The following is a 22,729-nucleotide window of genomic DNA, read 5'->3' as shown; positions in this document are numbered from 1 at the left end:
GGCCGGTCTTGGCATGATCTCGGCCATGTCGCTGACTCGCCGCCACGTCCTGGGTGCCGGAGCCGCCGCGCTCACCGCCGCCGTCGCCGGCTGCGGCCGGGGAGACTCGGGCTGGGTCGACGGGCAGGCCGGTGGCGGCACCGGCGGTGGAGGCACGGCCGCGGCGGCGGTCCCGGCCTATGTCGCGCCGCTCAAGGCGGTGCTGACGAAATACCTGAAGTCCACCACGGCCAACCCCAAGCACCCCACCTACGCCGGGGCGGCGCTGGTCGTGATGGTGAACAACTCGACCACGGCCAACCTCGCGGTCGGGCACGCGCTGCGCTACGGGGCCGGGCCGGTCGAGCTGGCCACGGCCAAGCGGGTGGCGATGCGCACCGACTCCATCTTCGACCTGGCCTCGCTGACCAAGGTGTGGGTCTCGGTCGCGCTGCTCCAGCAGGTCGACCGGGGCAAGGTCGACCTGGACGCGCCGGTCGCGCGCTACCTGGCCGGGTTCACCGGCACGGGCAAGGACAAGGTCACCGTACGGATGCTCCTGACCCACACGAGCGGGCTGCCGGTCGGCGTCACCGGGGTCAAGGGCCTGACAGTCGCCGCCCAGCGGGCCAAGGTGCTGGCCACGCCGCTGGTCAGCGGGGCCGTCCCGGGCAGGACGTTCCGCTATTCGAGTGCCGGGCTGATGGTCGCCGGTCAGCTCGTCGAGAAGGTGACCGGCACCGCCCTCGACGTCGCCGTCAAGAACGGCATCACCGCGCCGATGGGCGCGCGGTACATGGGTTTCAACCCGCGCAAGTGGCTCACCGCGGCCGACCAGGCGGCCCGGCTGGTCGCCACCGACACCCGTACGGCCCGCGGCCTGTTGCGCGGCACGGTGCACGACGACATCGCGGCCCAGATGGGTGGCGTGATCGGCAGCGCCGGCCTCTTCGGCACGGCCCGCGACGTGGCCCTGCTCGGCCAGATGCTGCTGGCCGGCGGCGTCTATGGCGGCAAGCGCATCCTGTCGGCCGCGATCGTCAAGGACATGCTGACCAACCACAACGCCGGCCTGCCGGCGATCGACCCGGAACGGCCGGGCCGCCCGTCCGACCACGGGCTCGGGGTGACGCTGCGCCAGCCGTGGTTCATGGGTTCGCTCTCGTCCCCCACCACGTTCGGCCACACCGGCTTCACCGGCACGTCCCTGCTGGTCGCCCCGCAGCACAAGCTGGTGGTGTCGCTGCTGACCAACCGGGCCCACCCCAACTGGAGCTGGGCCGACCCGGACCCGATGAGGGCCGAGGTCGCGACCACCCTGGCCGAATACCTCTAGGTGATCATCCGGGACGCCACCACGCTCGACCTGGAGGCCATCGCCACGGTTTCGCTGGCCGCCGGTCAGCCGGCGACCGACTCCGGTGCCGACGCCCGCTACACGAACCTGGTGCTGGGCCAGGGATCTGTCGTCGTCGCCGTCCAGCCCGACGGGGTGGTGGCCGGCTGGGGAGCAGCCCGCCCCACGCCGGTCGGCGCGATGCTCAGCGATCTGTTCGTCGATCCGGGTCAGCACGGACGGGGCGTGGGCGGGCGCCTCCTGCGTCGTTTGTGGCCCGGCCGGCCCGGGACGCCGGGGCGGTTCACGTTCAGTTCCCGGCACCCGTCCGCGCTTCCGCTGTATGCCAAGGCCGGCCTGCTGCCTCGATGGCCTCTGCTGTACCTGACGGGAGATCCGCAGCACCTACCGGTTGTGCCGGCCATGCGCGCGACGGTGGTCGGCGCCGACCAGGCCGCCGCCGCGGACGCCCACCTGACCACGAACCGGGAACGAACCGCGGACTACCGGTACTGGGCCGGATCGGGCGGCACCGGTCTGCTCGTCCACGACGGCGACCGCCTCGTGGCGGCCGGCGCCGGCCGCCACGACGAACTGACCCACCTGACCTGTTCCGGCGCGGACCAGGATGCCGTCGCCGTCGTCGCCGCTCTCGCGCGAGTCGGCGGCTCGCAGGTCACCGTCCGGCTGCCGGGCCCCCATCCGATGGTGGGTGAGCTGCTGCGCCGGGGGTGGCGGGTGGAGGACTACGACCTCGCGATGACCACCCCGGACCTGCAGCTGCCCACGACCTGGGCTTACTCACCAGGCCTGGCGTGATCCCCTGGGGCCGGGCTGCAGCCGGACGAAGCTCGCGGCCTGGGATTTCGGCCTGGAGCTGCAAGACGTCCGCCGCCGCCTCCCGAGAGAGAGACGGCGGCGGCGGTGATGGGTCAGCTGCAGGCGTAGACGCGGAACTCCCAGAGCGAATAGCCGTACGGGGTGCCGCGCTCGGTGCCGTACATGCGCACGTAGCGGGCGTCGCCGCTCAGGGCGTGGGTGGTCTGGCCGCCGGCTCCGGTGCCGGTGACCGTGACGGCCGGGCTCCAGGTGGTGCCGTTGGCCGACGTCTCGATGCGGTAGGAGCGGCCGAACGCGGCCTCCCAGCTGAGCTCGACCCGGTTGAGGGCCCGGGACGAGCCGAGGTCGACCTGGAGCCACTGCGGGTCGGCGAAGGCGGACGACCAGCGGGTGCCGGCGTCGCCGTCGACCGCGTTGGCGCCGGGGAAGCCGGCCTCGACGGACGACACGGTGACCGGGCGGCCCTGGGAGGCCAGGGTGCCGGTGCCGCAGCCGGTGGGCGGCGGCGTCGTCGGGGGCGGGGTCGTCGGGGGCGGGGTCGTCGGCGGCGGGGTGGTGCCGCCGCCGGTGGCGTTGCCGCCCGACCAATTGGTGGCGCCACTGGCCACGGTCTTGCCGGCCGGCAGGGCCAGGATGCGGCCGTCGGAGAACGTCACGGTCTGGGCCGCGTTGGTGATGTTCGAGGCCACGTACGTCTTGGCGCCGTTCTTGACAAAGACCTTGGCCAGCGGGGAGTTGGCGGTGACGGTGGAGTCGACCTGGCCCAGCGCCTGGAGATTGCGGATCCAGTGGAACGTGTGGGCCCGGCTCTCCCCCTCCTCGGGCGTGTAGTTGCCCGCCGCGCGCAGCTTGGACATGGCCGCGTCGGGGTCGCCGAGAGCCAGGTACTGCCAGAGCATGTCGCGCCAGATCGTGGGTTCACCGCCCTTGTTGCGCACCATTTCCGCGTACGTGCTGCGAACCGCCGCCGGGTGGTCACCGAGATAGAACTGGCCGCCGGTGATCGGCAGCATGTTGATGCCGACGATCATCTCGTGCTCCCCGGAGAACCAGGTCGCGTACGCCCCGCCCGAGCCCCACACGATGGCCGTGTAGTTGTGGCCCCAACTGGCCGGGAAGTTCTCGTTGCGCACGTCGAACCAGTACTCGTTGATCGCCGCGGCCTGGGTCGTGTAGATCCAGACGCCGGCGTCGCGCACGGCCGTGTTGCCGGTGGCCTGACCCCACTGGATCAGCGCGTTGGCGAAGTTCTGACCCTCCGACGAGGACTCCTGGTTGTTGCCGGCCCCGAACGAGCCGTGCCCGGACGCCCAGTCGTGACCCTCGTAGATGTCGAAGTCGCGCAGGTAGGGGAACCGGGTGTCGTTGCGGTCGTAGTTGTTGGCGTCCCGGATGAGCAGGTCGACCATGCCGCCGTAGCGCCCGGCCGAGGCCCAGGCCGGGTCGAACTTGGCCAGCGTGGCCGCCGCCGCGACGAAGTAGCCGTAGTGGAAGTGGTGGTCGTTCAGCTCCTGGTCGGAGCCGTACGAGGCCGGGTAGCCGATCAGCGTGCCCCAGTTGCGGTCGTAGTAGAAGACCCGGGACGTCTTGCCGGCCGACGCGGTGAACCAGTCGGTCAGGCGGGTGCGGATGACGGTGAGGGCGGAATCCCGTACGGCGGTCAGGTTCAGCTGGTCGGCGATCTCGGCGATCCGGGCCGCCCGGCCGAGGCCCTTGCCGGTCCAGTAGGTGTCGTCGCCGCGGAAGTCGGCCGGGTTGTTCAGCTCGGCGTTGAGATAGTTGCTCACCGTCGTCAGGTCGGCGCCGGCCGAGTCGCCCACCGCCGGGATCTCGGGCAGCACGCCGGTGTATTTCATCGACGTGGTGAACTGCGTGCCGGTGAGGATCCGCATGGCGCCGCGCGGCGAGACGTAGCTCTGCGCGAGCGGGGTCGACCCGGTCAGGTAGCGCCACTGGTGCGGATAGAGCGCGATGACCGTGCCGGTCCCGCTGCCCTCGCGGGCGGTGGTGGTCAGGGCGTACGTGGTGCTGACGGTGCCGTTGGCCTGGTTGTAGCTGTAGGCCAGGCGGCTGCCGGTGACGTGGTTGTGCGCGTACGGGGTGAACCGGTCGGCCAGCGCGATCTTGTCGGCCGTGCTGGTGCCGCTGGTGGTCGGCAGCACCGCCACCGAGAGATAGCCGCGCCCGGCCAGGGTGGAGCGGATCGTGGTGCCGCTCATCGACCACGTCGCCCCGGTGGGGGCCCAGGCCACGTAGTCGTGCCCGCCGATCGAGAAGCCGATGCGGTTGCCGCCGGTCGACCAGGCGGTGCCCGGCCCGGTCGTGGTGATCACCGCGTCGCCGCCGGTCACCTGGTAGTACGACAGCGGCAGCCCCCGGCCGATGGTGGCCCGCAGGGTGCGCCCGCCGCCGCTGAGCGTGGTGCTGACCGTCCAGTCGCTCCAGCCGTCGACCAGGGCCTGGGTGGCGTTGAGCCCGTCGACTCCGACGCGCACGTGTTCCGCGTACGGGTAGTGGTATTCGCCTGTTCCGGTCGCCGAACCGCTGATCGCGGCATCGGTCTGATAGGACAGACCCAGGCCGCCCGGGCCCGGCTTGTAGGCGACGGGGCCGGCGAACAGCGGCATGGAGAACTGACAGTCGATCCGCTTGTAGAGCAGCGACGACCACCAGTCGTTGGTGGGCACCGGGCCGGCCGGGGCGTTGCCGGTCACGTACTGCCGGGGGTTGGTCGAGATCGAGCCGCAGCCGGTGGGCAGGCTGCGCCCGGCGGGAAGGGTCTCGGTGTAGCTGCCGGCACCGACCGGGGCGGCCGCGGCGGTGCCGGAACCGGCGACCACCGCCAGCCCGCCCGCGCCGAGCGCGACGAGGACGGCCGTGAGCAGGCCGGAAAGACGTCGGGAACGAGGATGAACCATCAGGACAGGCCTCCTGGGGATGGGGGATCCCGGAGGGCACAAGCGGGGAGAGAGCGCTCTCCGAGTGTCAGCAGGCTAACCAAGGACGGAGAGTTTCGTCAATGTTACGAACGTGAATACAGGCTGGTCAGCGGAAAGGCCCGCGCCGCCGGTGGCGACGCGGGCCGGGGATCACACCGGGTAGACACGCACCCAGTCGGCCTCGTAGGCGGCCGGGGTCATGTTCGTACCGTCGAAGTTGTCGAGCTGGATCGTCAGGTGCCCGGACGCCATGGCCTGCATGACCTTGCGGCTCGAGCTCGCCCCGCCCGAGTAGCGGAACCACTCGGTGCCGTCGAGGAATCCGCGCACGTGGTCGGCGGTCCACTCGAAGGCGACGTTGTGCCACTCGCTCAGCGGCGCGCCGCAGTTCCGCTCCTCGGCCCGCTCCTGCTGGGTGTCGCCTCGCGTCACCGGGTAGTGCAGGAAGGCGACGGCGCACGCGGCACCGGGCGCACTGTTCTCCAGGAAGTCGTACTCGCCCTCCTCGGGCCACTTGTCGCCGTCCGGCCAGACGATGAGCAGCGGGTGATAGGTACGGCCGTTGCTGCCGCCGGTGTTGCGCGAGCGGACCCGGGCCTCCCACCGGCCGTACTTGGTCTTCCAGTCGTTCTGCAGCCAGCCCGTCGTGCCGTTGGCCGCCCCGGTCATCACCAGCTTGCCGCCGTCGACCGTGGTCGCGCTGGCGCAACGCTGACCGCCGGACGCGTGCGGGTTGCGCCAGCACTCGTCGGCGTCGCTCCACTTGGCCGGATCCGGCCGCCCGGTGTAGGCGAACTCGTCGCTGTACTGGGCCAGCGGCGTGCCCCACCCGTTACGGACCGCCGCCTGGACGCCGTCGCCCGTGCTCCCGCCCCCGTCGACCGGCGGCGGGTTGAGGCTGGGGGTGACGCTCACGCTGACCGGGGTGAGCGGGCCGGCCGCGGTGAACGGGATCAGAATGAACGAGTACGTGGCGTCGTTGCGCAGCAGGTTGAACTGCTGGCTGCGGACGCCGGCCGCCACCTCGGTCGCCCACGGCCCGTTCTTGCGGCTGTCCGTGCCGTCCCGCCCGACGTTCCAGCGCACGATGTCGGTGCGGGTGGTGGTCCAGGTGAGCGATCCGGTCCCGTTCCCGGGTACGCCGGTCACCTTCACGTCCGGGGTCGGATTCCCCCGGTAGGCACAGGCCGTGGTGGCGAACAGGCCGCCGGCGGCCAGGTCGGTGGCCCGCAGCAGCACGTTGGCCCGCACGGCACCGGCCGGAGCCGTGAACCGCCCGGAGATCCGGGTGAATCCGGTGGCGCCGGCGATCGGCAGATACCCGCCGTTGGTGTGGCCCAGGTAGGTGCTCGCGGTGTCGTACCAGTCGATCTCCATCCGGGCCTGGGACGGGTCACCCGGTGTCCGGACGTCGGCGGCGACGTCCCAGATCGCGCCGGGCAGCACCCGCTGCTGGGGCAGGTAGATGCCGGCCGTGGTCGCGGTGCCGTTGGCCACGGCGAGTTCCCACTGCGCGGCCGGGTGCCCGGTGACCGTCCGCCGGGTCGCGGTCAGGCTGCTGCTCAGCGTTCCCCAGCCGTCCGTGTCGGTGCCCAGCACCGGGTTCGCGCACTCGTTGTCGGAGATCTGGTACTGACCGACCCGCAGGAAGTAGTCGACATCGGTGTCCGAGCCGGCCAGCGCGTCGCGGGCGGCCCGGGCCAGGTTGGTCTTCCCGGCCGCCTCGGCCGCCGCCTCGATCGCGCTGACCCGGCGACGGTCCTCCTGGCCCTTCTTGCGCAGTGCGGCCTCCAGGTCGCGGTGGTCGGCCTGATGGATCCCGGTGTGGATGAACGTCTTCCAGGCGACCGGGTCGGCACTGCGCAGCGCGGCCATCGCCGCCGCGTAGACCTCGGTCGGCTCGGCCGCCGTGTTCCACACCCAGCGCACGAAGTTCTCGTCGCTGATCACCAGCTGGGCCTCGGTCGCCACGAACCCGAGCACGGCGGCCGCCCGCTTGCGGGCCTCACGCTCGATCAGCGCCTGCCGCTCGGCCTCGGTCCGCTCCTGGTCGGCCTCGATCTCGGCGATGCGGTCCTGCTCGCGGGCCTGGACGACGCCGGTGGTGATGAAATCGCGCTGCTGCTGCGCGGTTCCGCCGAACGCGGCCAGCGCCGCCGCCCGCACCCGCTGGCCGGTGGCGCGCTGATAGACGGCGAACACGAAGTCGCGTTCGGGCAGCAGGAGCAGCTCCGGCGTCACTGGGATCTCCAGCACCATCAGCGCCTGCTGCCGGATCTGCCGCGCCTCGCGGGCGGCGGTCGCATCGCGGACCTGGCTGGCGACGTCACGGGCCTTCGCGTCGTGGATGCCCGACTCGACGAAGACCGTGCACTGCACGAACGACGTGGTGGTGCAGTTGACCAGGGCCAGCTCGGCCGCGCCGCGCACCTCGGACAGGTCCTGCGCGTACTCCCAGATCTTGAAGACGAAGTCACGCTCCCCCAGCACCAGCCAGTCGTCCGGGGCGACTTCCCCCACCACGGCGGCCGCGCGGACCCGGTCCTCCAGCGAGGACTCGAGCCCGTCGGCGGCGCTCGCCGCCGTGGCAGTCCCGGTCACGACGGCGGTCACCAGAGCGGTCACCAGAGCGACGGCGGCGGCCGCCACTCGTCTCGTTCTCGACGTTCTCATCATTCCTCCCGGAGTCGGCGAGTTCGGTTATAGCGACGCCGATACATTTCCGCTCCATCGCGGAAATGGGCCCGGTGGCCGCTTCCGGCCATTTCGGCAATTCACCTGAGCATCGATGTTTGTCTGTCGCCGCCACCTCGTCGTCTGCTGTGGAGAATGCGATGAAAACGAGAATGCGAACGTCCGTCGTGACGGTTGCCGTCCTGCTGAGCACCGGCCTGGCCACGCCCGCGGCGGCCGTCGACCAGCACTCGGCGAACTGGTCGATGACCCGCACGGTCACCCTCTTCTATCCGCGCTCGTCGGTGCGCGCCGCCGCCTGGGGCGCACTCGTCAGCACCAACGTGGAGGCGGCGGTCGCCCGTTTCATCACCAGCGGTTTCGACTACGCCAAGAAGCGCGCCGCCCTGAACGACGCCCGCAACACCGACTTCTGCCTCCGGGTCCTGGCCACCCACACCGCCGAGTTCGCGCCGGAAGTGCACGCGGCCGCGCAATGGGCCCTCGACAACGGCGTCGCCGAGCGAGAGGCATTCGCCCGCACCGGGTACGCCGCGGCGAAGGCCCGCGACCGTCAGGCTCGCGAGGCCACCGGCGAGCAGGCGGCCGCGCTCGAGCCGTTCGACCGCGAGTTCGTGGTGTTGCTGCGCGACAACGACCCCGGCCCCCAGGTGCGGGCGGCGGCGACCTACGCGTTGCGGCCGGCCGCCACCGACGCCGACCTGGTCGAGTTCTTCGCCTACGACTGGGCCAACGCGGCCGGCCTCGACCTGGAGGCGTTCCGCCTCCGGGTGACCGACGAGGACATGCGCTGGCGGGCCGGCGTGGCCCGCCTGGTCACCGCCGCCCGGACCGCGGAGGCCCAGGCGCGGGAGCTCTCGGGTGAGGCCGCTGAGCAGGCCCGCGCGGCCGCCGCACGGGAGTGGGGTGCCGTGGCCGCGCAGACCGGCTCGCCCCGGGTGGTGTGGGCCGACGCCCAACGGGTGGCCGAGGAGCAGGCCGCCGCCTGGCACCGGGTGGCCGCCGCGGCCGGTGGCGCCGGCGGCCTGAACTGGAACGTCATCCTGGGCAGCGCCGGCACGACCGCGGAGTCGTGGGGGGCCGAGCGCGAGCAGGCCGCCGCCCAGGCCGCGTACTGGTCGGACCTGCTGGCCGACGCACTGGCCGGCGAGCAGCGGATGACCGGCGGTGCGGCATGAGACGCCGGCTGGGCACCCTCGGCGCCGCGCTGCTGGTCGCGGCCGGCCTCCTGGTCGCGCCGGCCGCTCCGGCGATCGCCGCCCCACCCGCGGCGGTCAGGCAGTCGAGCGGACCCCCGGTCGAGGTGCCGCCATTGGTCACCCAGCCCTGGGACGGCCGATCCGGCGTCACCTTCCCCGACGACCCGTTCCTGCGCAACCTGGTCGTCGACATCGCCGAGCTCAACGAGGAGCCGGAGATCAGGCAGGCCGCGGCGGCCGCGCTGGCCTCGACCGAGCCGGGCGCCGTCCAGCGCTACCTTGCCGAGACGCACAAGCCGCTCGAGAAGCAGATCGCCGACCGGAAGAAGGCCACTGCGCAGCGCAACCTCGAGACGATCCGGGGGATGGCCGGCACCGGCGGAGCGAACTTCAACGCCGAGGTCACCCGGGTCCTCAAGGGCACCGACGCCGACCGGGCCGCGTTCCTGGCCTACGGCGCGACGATCGCCCGTACCCGCGACGAGCAGATCGCGGCGGCCGAGACCGACCGGCGCCGGGTGCTGCGCGAGCGGCTGACCGCCGTGGCCGCCGCCGCCCCCGACGGCTCCGAGATGAGACGGGCGGCCGAGGCCGCGAAGGACGGCGACGACAACGCCGTGGCGGCCTTCTGGAACGGCGGCTACCTGACCGCGGCCACCACCGACGCGGCCGCCCGCGAGCAGTACCTGGCCGATCTGGAGGCCCGCACCAAGGCCGCCGACGACCTGACCGACCTGGCCCGGCGTGCGGCCCGGGCCGCCGAGGCTCGCCGGCTCCTGCTGGTGGCGCACGGCAACGCCGTACGGGAACTGCAGCGCGCGGCGAACGCCATGGGCGGCGCCGCGAACGCCGCCCGGTCGGCCGAGCGCATCCTGGCCGGCGGGGGCACCGGCGCCGACAAGGGCACCCAGCTCACCGCGGCCCGCACCGAGACGGCGGCCCAGCTCAGTGCCGCCCAGCAGGCCGCCCAGCGCGCCCAGGCCGCCGCCGCGGCCGCCGTCGCCGCGGCGGACACGCTGATCGACACCGGACTGGAATACGGCGCCGAATGGTCGCTGATCGTCCAGGGCATGCACCAGGCCGCCGTGGCGGCGGTCGGTGCGGCCACCACGGCCGCGCACGCGGTCGACGCCACGATCGCCACGAACAACGCCCAGAGCGCCGCCGAGCGGGCCCAGGCCCACCAGCAGCAGGCGGCGAAATGGAAGGAGCATGCCCTCGAGCACGCCGCGGCGGCGGCCAAGCTGGCCGCCGCGGCCAAGGCACAGGCCCAGGCGGCCAAGACCGCCGCGGCTCGGGCCAAGACGGCCCGCGAACAGGCCCAGGCCGCCGAGGCGAGGGCGTGGGCCGCCGCCGAGCGGACCCGGCAGCACCGGATCACCGCCGAGGCCGAGGCGGCCACCGCCCGGCAGCAGCGGCTGATCGCCGAGAAGGAGCGCAAGACCGCCGGCGACAAGCGCAAGGAGGCGGAGGGGCAGGCCGCGGTGGCGGCGAACGCCCGGCGCAACGCGACGGCCCAGGCCGACATCGCGCGGGCGGCCGCCCAGCGCAGCCAGCAGGCCGCGGGCGCCGCCGCCAACGCCGAGCAGAACGCTTGGGCCCGCGAAGGTGCGGCCAAGAAAGCCCGGGATGACGCCTTCAAGGCCGAGACCAAATCACAGGTCCAGGTCGCGCGGGCGCAGGCGTACGCCCGGGTGGCCGCCGCCGCGAGTGGCGCGGAGAAGGAAGAGGCGCAACGCCAGGCGGACCAGGCGGCCCGCGACTCCGGGGTTGCCGGCACGGCTGCCCGGAGCGCCCGGTCGGAGGCGAACACCGCCACCGGCGCGGCCGGGAACGCCCGGGCGGCGGCCACCGAGGCCACCCGGGCGGCGTCCCGGGCCCGTGCCGCTGCTGATGCGGCAGCTGCCGCCGCGGCCCGGGCCGACGCCGCCGCCGGCCGGGCCGAGGCCGAGGCCAAGGCCACTCATCAGGCCCGGTTGCAGGCCGACGCTCGCGCCGCCGAGGCCACCGCGCAAGAGGCTCGCGCCGCCGAGGCGGCCCGGGCCGCGGTCCGGCTGGCCGAACAGGCGCAGAACGAGTCGGTGCAGGCGCTGTGGTCGGCTCAGCGCACCCAGCAGGAGGCCGAGTCGGCCACCACCGAGGCGGTCGCCGCGTCCGCGCAGGCCGACATCGCGCTGACCGCGGCCGCCGCCGCGCGTGCTTCGTCGGCCGGCATCGCCCAGCCGCACAACGCGGCGCTGGCGATGGTCAGCCCGTTCACCACCGCCGACCTGGACGCCGACTTCGTCGTTCAGGTGGCCGCGGAGGCTCGCGTGATCGGGGCCGAGCAGGCCGCGGCCGCGCAGCAACGCGCGGACGAGGCGGCGGCCGCGGCGCGCGTGGCGGTCGAGGCCGCCCGGGCGGCGAACACCGACGTCAAGGTGGCCTTCACCGCCGCCGCGGAGGCGGCGCAATCCGCTGCCGCTGCGGCCGCTTCGGCCGCGGAGGCGAAGAAGTCGGCTGCGGACGCCGCCCGCGAGGGTGCCGCCGCCCGGGTGGCCGCGGCCAGTGCGGCCCGCGCCGATGCCCAGGCCAAGGCCGACGCCAAGCTCGCGCGCAACGCGGCCAACGCCGCCGCGGACGACGCCGCGATCGCCGGCCGTTCGGCGCGGGACGCGCAGGCCGACGCGGATCACGCGGTCGCGGCCGCCGGCGCCGCCGAACGGGAAGCTTCGGCGGCGCGGGCCGCGGCCACCGCCGCCGAGGCCGACGCGGTCAAAGCTCAGAAAGCGGCCGAGGCGGCCCGCAAGTCCGCCGACAGTGCCGCCGTGGCGGCCGAGCGGGCGCTGGAACACGCGATCGACGCGCAGAAGGCGGCCTACCGGCACGAGGAGCTCGACCGCCAGCAGCAGATCCGGTGGTTGATGAATCCCCAGCAGTACTTCCCGCTGGACGGCATCCTGGCCGAGCTGAGCCCGGAGGAGCAAGCCCTCTACCGCGAGAAGCTGGCGCTGCTCGAGGGCGGCATCATGGGCTGGCTCGAGCGCAACGGCGACGGCTTCCTGGACCTGCTGTCACCCCTCCCGGACCTCAACGCCTGCTACTACGACCACGACGCGGTGGCCTGTCTCTGGAGCGTGCTGTCGTTCACGCCGTTGACCGCGGGGCAGGTGGCGCTGTTCCGGATGGCTCGCATCTCGTTCACCTTGGGCAGTTTCGTCTACGACCTGGGCGGCGCGGGCGCCACCGTGTGGGGGTTGCGGAAGAAGGCCGAGCGTCTGCGCGCCTGCCGCACCAAGGAGCCGCCCGTCCCGGTCGAGGACTGCGGGCACATTGCCCTCGGCCGGAACTGGACGCCGCAGAGCGAGGATGCGCTGCTGGAATTCGCCGAGAAGGTCGGTGCGCAGTCCCACCAGCAGTGGCCGGCCGAACCGGAGTGGTACAACCAGGTCAAGCAGTACGTGAACGACGGGAAGACGCGGATCCACGTCAACCTCGACGGTCTGCCCTACGCTCCCACCGCCAAGGAGATCGCCCAGAAAGCCGCCGAGGCCGGTCGGCGGGTGGATCCGAGGACGGATGGCGAGCACCTGACCGAGTGGGAGATATTTTGGATCAGCACCGAACCCAACTGCTGGGATCGCGTCACGTTCTATCTGGACGGTGAGCCCGTTGACAATCCCTTCGAATGACGCCGGGACCCTGCCCTGGCGCAGTGAGCGCGGCTTCGGGGTGTGGCGCTACGGCATCGGACATTCCCAGCTGCTGCTGCGCTCACCGGGCGACGGGCGGGAGCCGGCTTACGGGATCCACTTCGAGGGCGTCGAGCTGATGAAGTTGCAGCGCAGTTATCCGCTACTGACCCTGAGGCTGGCGACGGAGGCCGAGACCGTGGTCTTCGCCGAGGTCGACATGGTGCCGAAACCGCTGCTCCAGGTTGTACTGGAGAGTCCGGGCAAGACCGGGCTGGTCGCCTGCTCGCGCCTGACCGTCCGGCGGAGCGACTCGGCCGACGACGGTGAGTGGGCCGCCGGTGAACCGGTCCTGCATGTGCTGGCCTCCGGTGGCCGGTAGGTGGCACGGTCAGGGGCCGAGGTGGTAGCCGATCCCACGCACGGTGTGCAGGATCGGGGGGTCGCCCAGTTTGCGGCGCAGCTGGGCGACCACCACGTCGAGGACGTTGGAGGCCGGCGGGACCAGCTCGTCCCAGCCGGCCGCGATCAGGGCCGACCGGCGCACCGGGTCGCCGCCGGCTGCCACCAGCGCCTCCAGCACGGCGAACTCCTTGCCGGTGAGCTCCAGCGGGCGTCCGTCGCGGCGGGCCTGGTAGCGGCCGCTGTCCACCTCGACGCCGGACCGGCGCACGGTGGTCGCCTCGGGTGGGGCCGGGCCGCGGCGGCACAGGTTGCCGACCCGGGCCAGCAACTCGGGCAGGGCGAACGGCTTGCCCAGGTAGTCGTCACCCCAGGCCAGGCCGGCCACCCGCTCGGCCGGGACGCTGCGGCCGGTCAGGAACAGCACGGGCACCCGCCAGCCGGTGCGGCGGCGGGCCGCCACGTAGTCGAGGGCGTCGCCGGCCGGCAGCATCCGGTCGACGACCGCGCAGTCGTAGGCGTGGACGCTCAGCAGCTCGTCCACATCGGGCAGATCGGCCGCGGTGTCAACCGCGAAGCCCGCCCCCCGCAACGCCACGTCCAGCGCCAGAAGCAGATTCGCGTCGTCCTCGATGACCAGCACCCGCACAGCCACACACGGTAGCCGGTGGTGTCAGCCCCTGACGGGCGGCGATCAGGCCGGCCTGGAACCGGCTGCGCGCGCCGAGCCGGGCCATCACGGCGGCCATCGTGCGGCGGACCGTGCGCTCGGAGACGCCGAGGCGGGCCGCCACCGACTCGTCGGTCAGCCCGGTGGCCAGCAGCCCGAGCATCTGCCACTCGCGGTCGTGCTCGTCCTCGTCCATGGTCAGGTCGCCGGGGCCAGGACCGCGGCCCGGGCCGCCCGCAGCTCCGGCCCGGGCGGCACGTCGAGCTCGAGGGTGAGCAGGTCGGACGCCCGCCGGTACGCGAGCAACGACTCGGTGCGCCGCCCGGTCCCGGCCAGCGCCCGCATCAGCCCGGCCCACGCGCCCTCGCGCAGCGGAGCGGCCGCGGTGACCTGCCGGAGCTCGGTGACCGCCTCGGCGCCGCGACCGAGGTCGAGCAGGCGGGCCGCCCGCATCTCCCGCAGGTCGAGCCGGAGCTCGTCGAGCTGGTCGGCGGCGGCCGCGGCGGCGGCCAGACCCGGGTACGCACGACCCCGCCACCACCCGAGCGCTTCGTCCAACCGGGCCAGCGCCCAGGCCGGGTCGGCCGCCCGGGCCGCCTCCACCGCGGCCCGGGCGGCGCAGTCGGCGTCGACCTCGTCCGGAGCCGGGAGCAGGCGGTACGCGTCCCCCCGGCGCTCCACCCGCCCCGGCTCCGGCAGCGCCCGGCGCACCTGCCAGACGTACGTGCGGAGGTTGGCCACCGCGGACGGCGGCCCCCCGTCGGGCCACACCACGTCGGCCAGCTGGTCGAGACTGACCCAGGCGCGGTGCAGCAGCAGCGTGGCCAGCACGGTGGCCGGCTTGCCGGCGACCGTGCGGTGCACCCCCGCGGTGTGCACCTCGATCGGTCCGAGCACGTGGAACAACATGGACCCATCCCCCCGTCGCGCCGGCCTCTAAGGTGGCCGTCGGCACGACCTTCCATCGAGACACATGAGGATCCGATGACACGGGTGCTGGTTGTCGAGGACGACGAGAACTTGCGGCTCGCGGTGACCGCCGAACTGACCCGCGGCGGCGCCGACGTGCGGGCGGCGGGCAGCCTGGCCGCCGCCGACGCCATGCTGACGTCCGGCGGGGCCGACTGCGTGGTGTTCGACCGGATGCTGCCCGACGGCGACGCGGCCGGCTACGTGGGCCGGCGACGACAGGGCGGGTGGACCACGCCGGTGCTTTTCCTGACCGCGCGGGACACGGTGGCCGACGTCGTGGCCGGGTTCGAGCACGGCGCCGACGACTACCTGGTCAAGCCGTTCGCGATGGCCGAGCTGGTGGCCCGGGTCGGCAACCTCGTCCGCCGCGGGGGCGCGGCCCGGCCGGCCGTGCTGCGCCAGGCCGACCTCGAGCTGAACGGCCCGCGGCGGCAGGCCCGCCGGGCCGGGGTGCTGCTCGGCCTGACCGCCAAGGAGTTCGCCGTGCTCGAGCACCTGATGAGCCGGCCCGGCCAGGCGGTGAGCCGGACCGAGCTGATCGACCACTGCTGGGACACGAGCGCCGACCCGATGTCCAACGTGGTCGACGTCGTCGTGCGGCGGTTGCGGGCCAAGCTTGGGCCGCCGGAGCTGGTCCACACCGTCCGCGGCCGGGGTTACCGCTTCGCCCCGGAGGCCGGATCGTGAACGCCTCGGCCCGGCTGCGCTCACTCCCCCGCTGGATCACGCTGTGGTCGGTGCTGGCCGGCGCGGCCGGGGTCGTCGTGCTGGGCCTGCTGCTGGTCCGGTCGGACGCCGACCGCCGCGACGCCGAGATCGACGCCGACCTGCGCCGGGTCACCTCGACGGTTTCGCGGCTGATCCGCCTGGACGGCACGGTCACCACGGCCGCCGTGCTGCGCGATCCGCTGGAGGAGTCGTGCCCGCAGTTCGCCGTGCTGCCGGGCGCGTCCGTGCGGTTCGGCGGTCACTTCAGCCGGCACGAGTGCGTGCCCGTCGACCCGGTCGTGCTGACCTCGGCCGCCGAGCGGGCCACCCGCTCCGGCCGGCTGATCTGGGTCACGAGCGTGGCCGAGGACGGGCGGCCGGTCCGGCTGGCCGCCGAGCCCTTCCGGCAGCCCGACGGGCAGGCCATCGGCGCGGTGGTCGCCGTGGCCGACGCCGCCCCGGCCGCGGCCGCGCACCGGCGGACCATCCTCGTGCTGGTGGCCGGCGGCGTTCTGCTGCTCGTCGTGACCGGGGTGGCCGGGCGCCTGCTCGCCGGCCGCGCGCTGCGCCCGGTGGCGGCCGCGCTGGAGCAGCAGGAGGTGCTGCTGGCCGACACCGCGCACGATCTGCGGACCCCGGTGGCGGCGCTGCGCGCGCTGGCCGAGGCGGCCCTGCTCAACCCCGGCCACCGGGGTGAGCTGCTGCCCCGTACGGTCGAGCTGGCCCAGCGGATGGGCACGATCATCGACGGTGTGCTGATCCGGGCCCGGCTGGCGGCCGGCGTGCAGACCCTGGAGCGCGAGCCGGTCTGGCTCGACCAACTGGTCAGCACCGTGGTCGACGAGACGCCGGCCGAGGGCGCCCAGGTGACGGTGACCGCCGCCCCGAGCCGGGTGGTGGCCGACGCCGCCCTGGTGCGCCGGGCGTTCGGCAACCTGCTCGACAACGCGCTGCGGCACGGCAAGGCGCCCGGTCAGGCCGCGGTCGTGCACATCACTGTGGCCGGCGGGCGGGTGATCGTGGCCGACCACGGGCCGGGCATCGACCCCGAGCTGGCCGGCGCCGCCTTCGACCGGTTCCACAGCACCGGCGGCTCGAGCGGGCTCGGCCTGTCCATCGTCCGCTGGGTGGCCGAGGCCCACGGCGGCGTGCTGCGCGTCTACAACGCCGAGGAGGGCGGGGCGATCTTCGAACTGGCTCTGCCCGCGGACGATGGATGAATTCTGTATCGCATGTGGACCGAAGATGTAGGCGGTTGTCTATGCTCGGCCGGTGAGCAGGTCGAGCGGCGGGGGCCGGAACCGCTGGCCGCTGGTGATGCTGGTGGCGTTGACACTGGTGGCCGGGGTGGCCGCGGTGTCCGGAGCGAGCACGGGCAGCCCCGGCGTGCGGTTCGCCGCGGTCGGCCGGTGGTTCGCCGACCCGGGCCACGACACGGTCATCCATGTCAACGGCGTGAGCCGTACGGTCGACGCGCGCGCCACCGTGGGCCGGGTCGAGCCGGGCACCGAGGTCGTCGAGGGCGAGCACAGCTCGTACGTGATCGGCTCGGAGCAGATCCGCGAGCTCGACCGGTCGAGCCTGACGGTGACGGGCTCCTCCACGCCCCCCGTCCGCGAGCGTCCCGCCACTGTGGAGGCAGCCGGGCAGCCGTACGCGGTGTACCGCCGGGCCGGCCTCGTGGTGCGGCTCGGCTCGGCCGGGACGGTGATCCAGGCCGGCGGTCCGCTCGGCGAGCCGGTGGCCACCCCGGACGGCACGCTCTGGCTGCACCGGACCGCGGCCGGGCTGCTCTGCCACCTGCCGCCCGGCGCCGACCGGGTGACCTGCGCCGTCCCCGTGCCGCCGGCCACCACCGGGGCGCTGAGCGTGCTCGACGGCGTCGCGGTGTTCCTCGACCCGGCCGACGACACCCTGACCACCCTGACCCCGGACGGGCCGGGCCCGGTGACCTCGGTCGGTGCCGACCTGCCGGACGGCCTGCGGGTCGCCCCGGCCTCGGTCCAGGGCCGGCTGGCCGTGCTGGCCGGTGGTGACCTGCTGTTGCTGGACGCGCGCGGGATCGCCGGTGGGGTGGCGCTGCCACCGGGCCGGTGGGCGGCGCCGATGGCCGGGCGGTCGTCGGTGGTGTTGCTCGAGCTGCGGCGCCGGCAGATCCACACGTACTCCCCGGCGGGCCGGCCGCAGCGGGTCACGTCGCTGCCGCCGGGCAGCGAGGACGCGCAGCTGCGGCAGGGCCAGGACGGGCGGGTCTATGTGCAGGCCGGTCGTGGACGGCACGTGCTCGTGGTGGACGACCAGGGCGGCGCCGAGGCGGCCACGGCGGGCGCGGGCCAGGCGACGCCGGGCGGGTCACGATCACCCGGTGCGGCCACCGACGCCCCGGTTGCCGGGCCACCCACCAGCACGCCGCCCGGAGCTCCGGTCCGCACTCTCTCCGCGCCGACAACCACGCTTCTGCCGGCGACCGGGCCGGCCGAGCCCATCTGGCCGAGCCGCCCTTCTCTGGGTCCGGCGGCGACGACCGGACCGCCCGTAACGACCGTGCCGCCGGAGACCACCGGACCGCCGGAGACCACCGGACCGCCCGGCCCCGTCGGACCGCCTGGCCCCGTCGGACCGCCTGGCCCCGTCGGACCGCCCGCGGTGACCGGGCCGCCTGGACAAACCGGGCCGCCCGGCGAAACCGGGCCGCCGGGGAGCGGGGAGACCGAGCAGCCGGTGTTGCCGCCGAGCCGGCCCGGGATGCCGCCCGGGCTGACCGCTGTCGCGCGCGGCATCGAGATGATCCTGACCTGGGACGCGGCCCCGGCCAACGGCACCGACATCACCGCGTACGAGGTGACGTGGACCGGCCCGGACGGCGCCGCCGGCGCCACCACCACCGGCGGGCAGGCCCGGACCGTCGCGATCGGCGGGCTGGTGCGCGAGAAGCCGTACCGGATCGGGGTCTTCGCCCGCAATGCCGGCGGCGTGGGCGTGCCCGCGGTCGTGGAGACCGCTCTGCCGAGCCGATGGATCACTGTCCGCCGCGGCACGGACATCACGTACGAGGACAAGTGCGGACCGCCCGCGTGCGCCTATCCGTACATCGAGCTGTTCGGCTTCCCTCCCAAGACCGCGATCCAGCTCACGCCGATGGCCTCGGTCTGGGGCCGGTTCAACGTGGGGGCCGAGCTCATCACCAACGAGGAGGGCTACCTGCGTTCGAGAAGCCGGTTCCCGTTCAGCGGCGTGGGCCAGACGATCTGGATCGACGTGGGCGACACCCAGTCCAACCGCTTCCTCTGGCCCGAGAAGGGACCGTCGTGACGGCCCACCTGATCGCCACCCGGATCATCGAGAACGTCGAGCGGATCATCCGCGGCAAACCCCGGCTGATCCGGTACGCGGTGGCCGCCCTGCTCGCCGAGGGCCACCTGCTCATCGAGGACGTGCCCGGCCTGGGCAAGACGTCGCTGGCCCGCTGCCTGGCCCGCAGCATCGGCGGCTCGCTGCACCGCATCCAGTTCACCCCGGACCTGCTGCCCGGCGACATCACCGGGGTCAGCGTGTTCCTGCCCGGCAGCAACCGGTTCACGTTCCACCCGGGCGCGGTGTTCGCGAACGTCGTGGTGGCCGACGAGATCAACCGGGGCACTCCGAAGACCCAGTCGGCGCTGCTCGAGGTGATGGCCGAGCGGCGGGTGACGGTGGACGCCGAGACGTACGAGGCGCCCCGGCCCTTCCTGGTCGTCGCCACCCAGAACCCGATCGAGCTGGAGGGCACCTACCGGCTGCCGGAGGCGCAGCTCGACCGGTTCCTCATGCGGCTCTCGGTCGGCTATCCCGAGCCGGCCGACGAGGTCCGGGTGGTGCTGGCCGACCGCTTCGGCGAGTCGCCCGACGACCTGCGGCCGGTGGTCGACATCGGGGTGCTGCGCGATGCCCTGGCCCAGGTGCGGGCACTGCGGGTGGACGAGGCCGTCGCGGCGTACGCGGTCGCGCTGTCCGCCGCCACCCGCACCCACCCGGCGGTCCGCTACGGCGTGAGCGTCCGGGGCAGCATCGCCCTCGTGCGCGCCGCGCAGGGGCTCGCCGCCGTGGCCGGACGCGACTTCGTGACCCCGGACGACGTGAAGGACGTGGCCGGGCCGGTCCTCGCGCACCGGTTGGTACGCACGCCCGAGGCCGAGCTGGCCGGGCGCGGCGACGAGGAGATCGTGGCCGAGGTGCTCAGCGCGACCGCCGTGCCCGCGGCGGGCGCCGGCCGCTGACCGTGCGGCCGACCCGGCGCGGCCAGGCGGTTCTGATCGCCGGCACGGTTCTGCTGGCCGGCGGATGGTGGCTGCGCTATCCCTTGGCGGCACTGATCGGGGCGGCCGGGCTGGGCGCGCTCGCCGTCGCGCTGCTGACCGTACGGCGGCGCCCGCCCGTCGAGGTCACCCGCACGATCAGCCCGGCCCAGGTGGAGCGCGGCCGCCCGGCGACGGCCGTCCTCACGGTGCGTCCGGCCGGCCCGGAGGTCGAGATCCGCGACGTCGTCGCCGGACAGGTCCACGTCGTCCGGACCGGGGACACCGGCGAATACCCGCTGCCGACCGGCGTGCGCGGCCGGCACCCGGTCGGGCCGCTCGAGGTCGGCCGCGAGGACCCGCTCGGGCTGGCCCGCGGCCGTCACCGCACCGGCTCGGCCACGACGCTGGTGGTCTATCCGCGGCAGCTCCCGGCCCGGGCCGGCGGCGGGCCGTCGCGCCGGACGCCGCCCGGGCCGGCCACCGACGATCTGCGGCGGGGGGCCGCCGAGCCGCGCGGCATCCGCGAGTACGAGCCCGGCGACGAGGTGCGCCGGATGCACTGGCGGGCCACCGCCCACACCGGCCGGCTGATGGTGCGCGACCTCGGCGATCCGCGACAGGCCCGGCTGACCGTGCTGCTGGACACCCGGGCCGGGGTGCTCGCGGCCGGCGACTTCGAGGAGGCGGTCGATCTGGCCGCGTCGCTGCTCGGCGCGGCCGGTCGGGCCGGGCTGCCCGCGCGCCTGGTCACCGCGGACGGCCGGGAGCCCGCCGGGCACTTCCTCGAGGTGCTGGCGGGCGTCCGGCAGGGCGGCGCGGGCACCCTGGCCGCGCGCGGTGGCGGGCGGCTCGTGCTGATCACCGGAGAGCCCCGGGCCCCGGCGGCGCTCGGCCGGGCCTTCGACAGCGTCGTGGTGCTGGCCCTCGGCCGCGGCGCCGGTGCCGAGCAGGCGTTGCGGGTGTGGAACGAGGCGCATCGGTGACCGGCGTGCGGGCTCCGGCCGTCGTGGCCACGGCCGTCCTCGGCGGGCTGCTGTTCGCTCCCGTGCTCGGCCTGACCGCGCTGCTCGGGCCGGTCGGGGCGACCGGGCTGGCGGTGCTCGTGGCCGCGTCAGCCAGTGCCCGCCGGCCCGACTGGCGGCCGCTGCTGGCCGCCGCGGCCGGGGTGCTGGCGGTCGTCGAGACGGTGCTGTGGCGGACGACGGTGGCCGGGCTGCCGACCGCGGCCACCCTGCACGGCCTCACCGACGGCGTGACCCGGTCGTGGGGCCGGACCCTGGAGTCGACCTGGCCGGTCCGCCCCGAGCCGGGGCTGCTCATCTTTGTGCCGCTGCTGGTCGTCGTGGCCGCCGTGGCCGGGCTGGAGTTGTCCCACCGGGTGCGCAGCCCGCTGCCGTCGCTGCTGCCCGGCCTCGCGTTGCTGATCTTCGCCCAGACCCACGTCCCGCTCGCACCCTGGCCGGCGGCCGGCGTCGCGGTGGTCTGGGCCGGGCTGGCCGGGCTGCTGCTGACCACCGCCGGCCGGGCGCGATCCCTGCCCCCGATCGCCGCCGGCGCGGCCGGGGCGGTGGTGCTGGCCGCCCTGGTCGTACCGGCCGGACCGGCCCGCTTCACCTTCCGGGCCGACCCGCCGGCCCCGTCCGTGCCGGCCCCGCTGACCAGCCCGCTCGACGAGCTCCCGGGACGGCTGGCCAGCCCTCGGACGCCGGTCTTCCGGTTCCGGGCCGACGCCGTGCCCGACCGGTGGCCGCTGGTCGTGCTCGACCAGTTCGACGGGGTGAGCTGGACACCCGGCGACCGGCTGCGCCGCCTCGGCGCGCGGCTCGAGCCCGCGATCAGCGGTCCGGTACGCGAGCGCAGCGCGCGCATCATCGGCGCGCCGGGCCCGTGGCTGCCCAGCCAGACCTGGCCGGCCGCGGTCGAGGGCGCGGCCCCGTACGTCGCGCCCCGGCACGGCACCCTGCTGCTGGCCGGGCCGGTCGACTACACCCTGCGCTGGTGGGAGCCGCAGATCGACGGCGCGACGCTGCTGCGGTCCGGCCTGGATCACGACGCGGCGGGCGGCCTCGACCCGGTCGGCAGCGCGCCCGCGGGCATGGCCGAGCTCGCGGCCCAGGCGGCCGGTGGGCGCCCGTCCTTCCGCACCGCCCTGCGGATGGAGCAGTGGTTCCGCACCCGCTGCCGCCTGGCCGTCGGGGCCGACCGGCCCGCCGGCCACGGCTGGCCGCAGCTCACCGAGTTCCTGCGGACCCGGCGCGGGACCAGCGAGCAGTTCGCCGCCGCGTACGTCGCGCTGGCCCGCACGATCGGCATCCCGGCCCGGCTGGCTGTCGGCTACCGCACGCCCGCGCGGCCGGACGCCGACGGCGCCTACACGGTCCGCAACGGCGACGTGCTGGCCTGGCCCGAGGTGGCAGTGCCCGGGGTGGGCTGGGTTCCGCTCGACCCGACCGGGCAGGCATCGGCCACCGGCCTCGGGGTGAGCGGTCCGGCCGCCGCGGCTCAGCAGGCCCGGTCCGCGCCGCCCGGCGCTACGGTGACGGCTCCCCCGGCCCCCGTGGCGGCGCCCGTGCGACCGTCACCGGCCGCGCGACGGTGGCCGTACTGGCTGCTGCTCGCCCCGGCCGTGCTGCTGGTCGGGCCGGCGCTGGTGCCGCTGCTGTGGGCGATCCGAGCCGGACGACGGCGGCGGCGGACCGGGGCGCCGGGCGTGCTGGCGGCGGCCCAGGAGGTCCGGGATCGCTTGCGGGCGTACGGGGTCGTCGTCTCGCCCGCCCTGACCCTGCGCGACCTGGCCGACGTGGCACCCGCGCCCCGGGCGGCCGGGCTGCGCCGCCTCGGCGCGGTCGTCGACCGGGCGGTGTGGTCCGGTGAGACGGTGCGGCCGGGCGATGTCGACGAGGCGTGGGCGGCGGTCCGGACCGTCCGGCGGGACCTGGCCGATCAACCGGTCCGGGACCGGCTGCAAGCGGCCGTCGGCCCGCGTAGCCTCACGGTCTTGCGGCACCGGTATAAACATGATCCCTGAGGGCGGAGGTGGAG

Annotated in this window: 16 protein-coding genes; 11 read left to right on the top strand and 5 right to left on the bottom strand. The window is 74.5% G+C overall.

Annotated features, from left to right (window positions below; genetic code table 11):
- Positions 1-25 precede the first annotated feature (25 nt).
- Both NAG42_RS26510 and NAG42_RS26505 read left to right on the top strand, forming a co-directional pair.
- Positions 26-1,315, top strand: coding sequence for a serine hydrolase domain-containing protein (locus tag NAG42_RS26510; RefSeq protein WP_250034106.1), 1,290 nt, complete (start codon positions 26-28; stop codon positions 1,313-1,315).
- On the top strand, positions 1,316-2,134 hold the full coding sequence (locus NAG42_RS26505) for a GNAT family N-acetyltransferase (protein WP_250034104.1): 819 nt from the start codon (positions 1,316-1,318) through the stop codon (positions 2,132-2,134).
- Positions 2,135-2,247: 113 nt separating this feature from the next.
- On the opposite strand, the gene NAG42_RS26500 is transcribed toward NAG42_RS26505, so the two are convergent.
- Both NAG42_RS26500 and NAG42_RS26495 read right to left on the bottom strand, forming a co-directional pair.
- A complete protein-coding gene (locus NAG42_RS26500; protein WP_250034102.1) occupies positions 2,248-5,073 on the bottom strand; it encodes a glycosyl hydrolase in 2,826 nt (941 codons plus the stop codon).
- Between the two features lie 171 nt (positions 5,074-5,244).
- The gene (locus NAG42_RS26495; protein ID WP_250034101.1) at positions 5,245-7,767 is read right to left on the bottom strand and encodes a glycoside hydrolase family 16 protein; all 2,523 of its coding nucleotides are present in this window, start codon (positions 7,765-7,767) and stop codon (positions 5,245-5,247) included.
- A gap of 173 nt (positions 7,768-7,940) precedes the next feature.
- Between NAG42_RS26495 and NAG42_RS26490 the strand changes: the two genes are divergently transcribed.
- The 3 genes from NAG42_RS26490 to NAG42_RS26480 are packed head-to-tail and all read left to right on the top strand — an operon-like array spanning position 7,941 to position 13,040.
- On the top strand, positions 7,941-8,966 hold the full coding sequence (locus NAG42_RS26490; protein ID WP_250034099.1) for a hypothetical protein: 1,026 nt from the start codon (positions 7,941-7,943) through the stop codon (positions 8,964-8,966).
- Positions 8,963-12,658, top strand: coding sequence for a hypothetical protein (locus NAG42_RS26485; RefSeq protein ID WP_250034097.1), 3,696 nt, complete (start codon positions 8,963-8,965; stop codon positions 12,656-12,658). The genes NAG42_RS26490 and NAG42_RS26485 overlap by 4 nt, the downstream gene beginning before the upstream one ends.
- The gene (locus NAG42_RS26480) at positions 12,639-13,040 is read left to right on the top strand and encodes a hypothetical protein (protein WP_250034096.1); all 402 of its coding nucleotides are present in this window, start codon (positions 12,639-12,641) and stop codon (positions 13,038-13,040) included. The genes NAG42_RS26485 and NAG42_RS26480 overlap by 20 nt, the downstream gene beginning before the upstream one ends.
- 9 nt (positions 13,041-13,049) lie before the next feature.
- Here the strand turns inward: NAG42_RS26480 and NAG42_RS26475 are convergent, their stop codons facing one another.
- Genes NAG42_RS26475 through NAG42_RS26465 form a run of 3 tightly spaced genes read right to left on the bottom strand, consistent with a single transcriptional unit; the run spans position 13,050 to position 14,639 of the window.
- Positions 13,050-13,709: a response regulator transcription factor gene (locus tag NAG42_RS26475; protein ID WP_250034094.1), complete on the bottom strand. Its 660-nt coding sequence runs from the start codon at positions 13,707-13,709 to the stop codon at positions 13,050-13,052.
- On the bottom strand, positions 13,627-13,926 hold the full coding sequence (locus NAG42_RS26470) for a helix-turn-helix domain-containing protein (RefSeq protein WP_250034092.1): 300 nt from the start codon (positions 13,924-13,926) through the stop codon (positions 13,627-13,629). Before NAG42_RS26470 ends, NAG42_RS26475 begins: the two co-directional genes overlap by 83 nt.
- A 2-nt stretch (positions 13,927-13,928) precedes the next feature.
- Positions 13,929-14,639, bottom strand: a complete 711-nt coding sequence (locus NAG42_RS26465; protein WP_250034090.1) for an AfsR/SARP family transcriptional regulator — start codon at positions 14,637-14,639, stop codon at positions 13,929-13,931.
- Between the two features lie 75 nt (positions 14,640-14,714).
- Here NAG42_RS26465 and NAG42_RS26460 point away from each other — a divergent pair, with 75 nt between their 5' ends.
- Genes NAG42_RS26460 through NAG42_RS45065 form a run of 6 tightly spaced genes read left to right on the top strand, consistent with a single transcriptional unit; the run spans position 14,715 to position 22,715 of the window.
- Positions 14,715-15,389 carry a response regulator transcription factor gene (locus NAG42_RS26460; protein ID WP_250034088.1) on the top strand — a complete coding sequence of 225 codons (675 nt, stop codon included), beginning with the start codon at positions 14,715-14,717 and terminating at the stop codon, positions 15,387-15,389.
- A complete protein-coding gene (locus tag NAG42_RS45075; protein ID WP_250034085.1) occupies positions 15,386-16,630 on the top strand; it encodes a sensor histidine kinase in 1,245 nt (414 codons plus the stop codon). Before NAG42_RS26460 ends, NAG42_RS45075 begins: the two co-directional genes overlap by 4 nt.
- A 52-nt stretch (positions 16,631-16,682) precedes the next feature.
- A complete protein-coding gene (locus tag NAG42_RS45070) occupies positions 16,683-18,722 on the top strand; it encodes a fibronectin type III domain-containing protein (RefSeq protein ID WP_308201193.1) in 2,040 nt (679 codons plus the stop codon).
- Entirely contained in the window at positions 18,719-19,666 is a 948-nt protein-coding gene (locus NAG42_RS26445) for an AAA family ATPase (protein ID WP_250034082.1), read from the top strand. Before NAG42_RS45070 ends, NAG42_RS26445 begins: the two co-directional genes overlap by 4 nt.
- Before the next feature lie 2 nt (positions 19,667-19,668).
- Positions 19,669-20,670, top strand: a complete 1,002-nt coding sequence (locus NAG42_RS26440; RefSeq protein WP_250034079.1) for a DUF58 domain-containing protein — start codon at positions 19,669-19,671, stop codon at positions 20,668-20,670.
- Entirely contained in the window at positions 20,667-22,715 is a 2,049-nt protein-coding gene (locus tag NAG42_RS45065) for a transglutaminase TgpA family protein (RefSeq protein WP_250034077.1), read from the top strand. The genes NAG42_RS26440 and NAG42_RS45065 overlap by 4 nt, the downstream gene beginning before the upstream one ends.
- Positions 22,716-22,729 lie beyond the last annotated feature (14 nt).

The organism is Paractinoplanes maris, from assembly GCF_023544465.1.
In the GTDB taxonomy this organism is placed as follows: Bacteria; Actinomycetota; Actinomycetes; order Mycobacteriales; family Micromonosporaceae; genus Actinoplanes; species Actinoplanes maris.
This window is presented reverse-complemented; position numbering and strand designations above follow the sequence as displayed.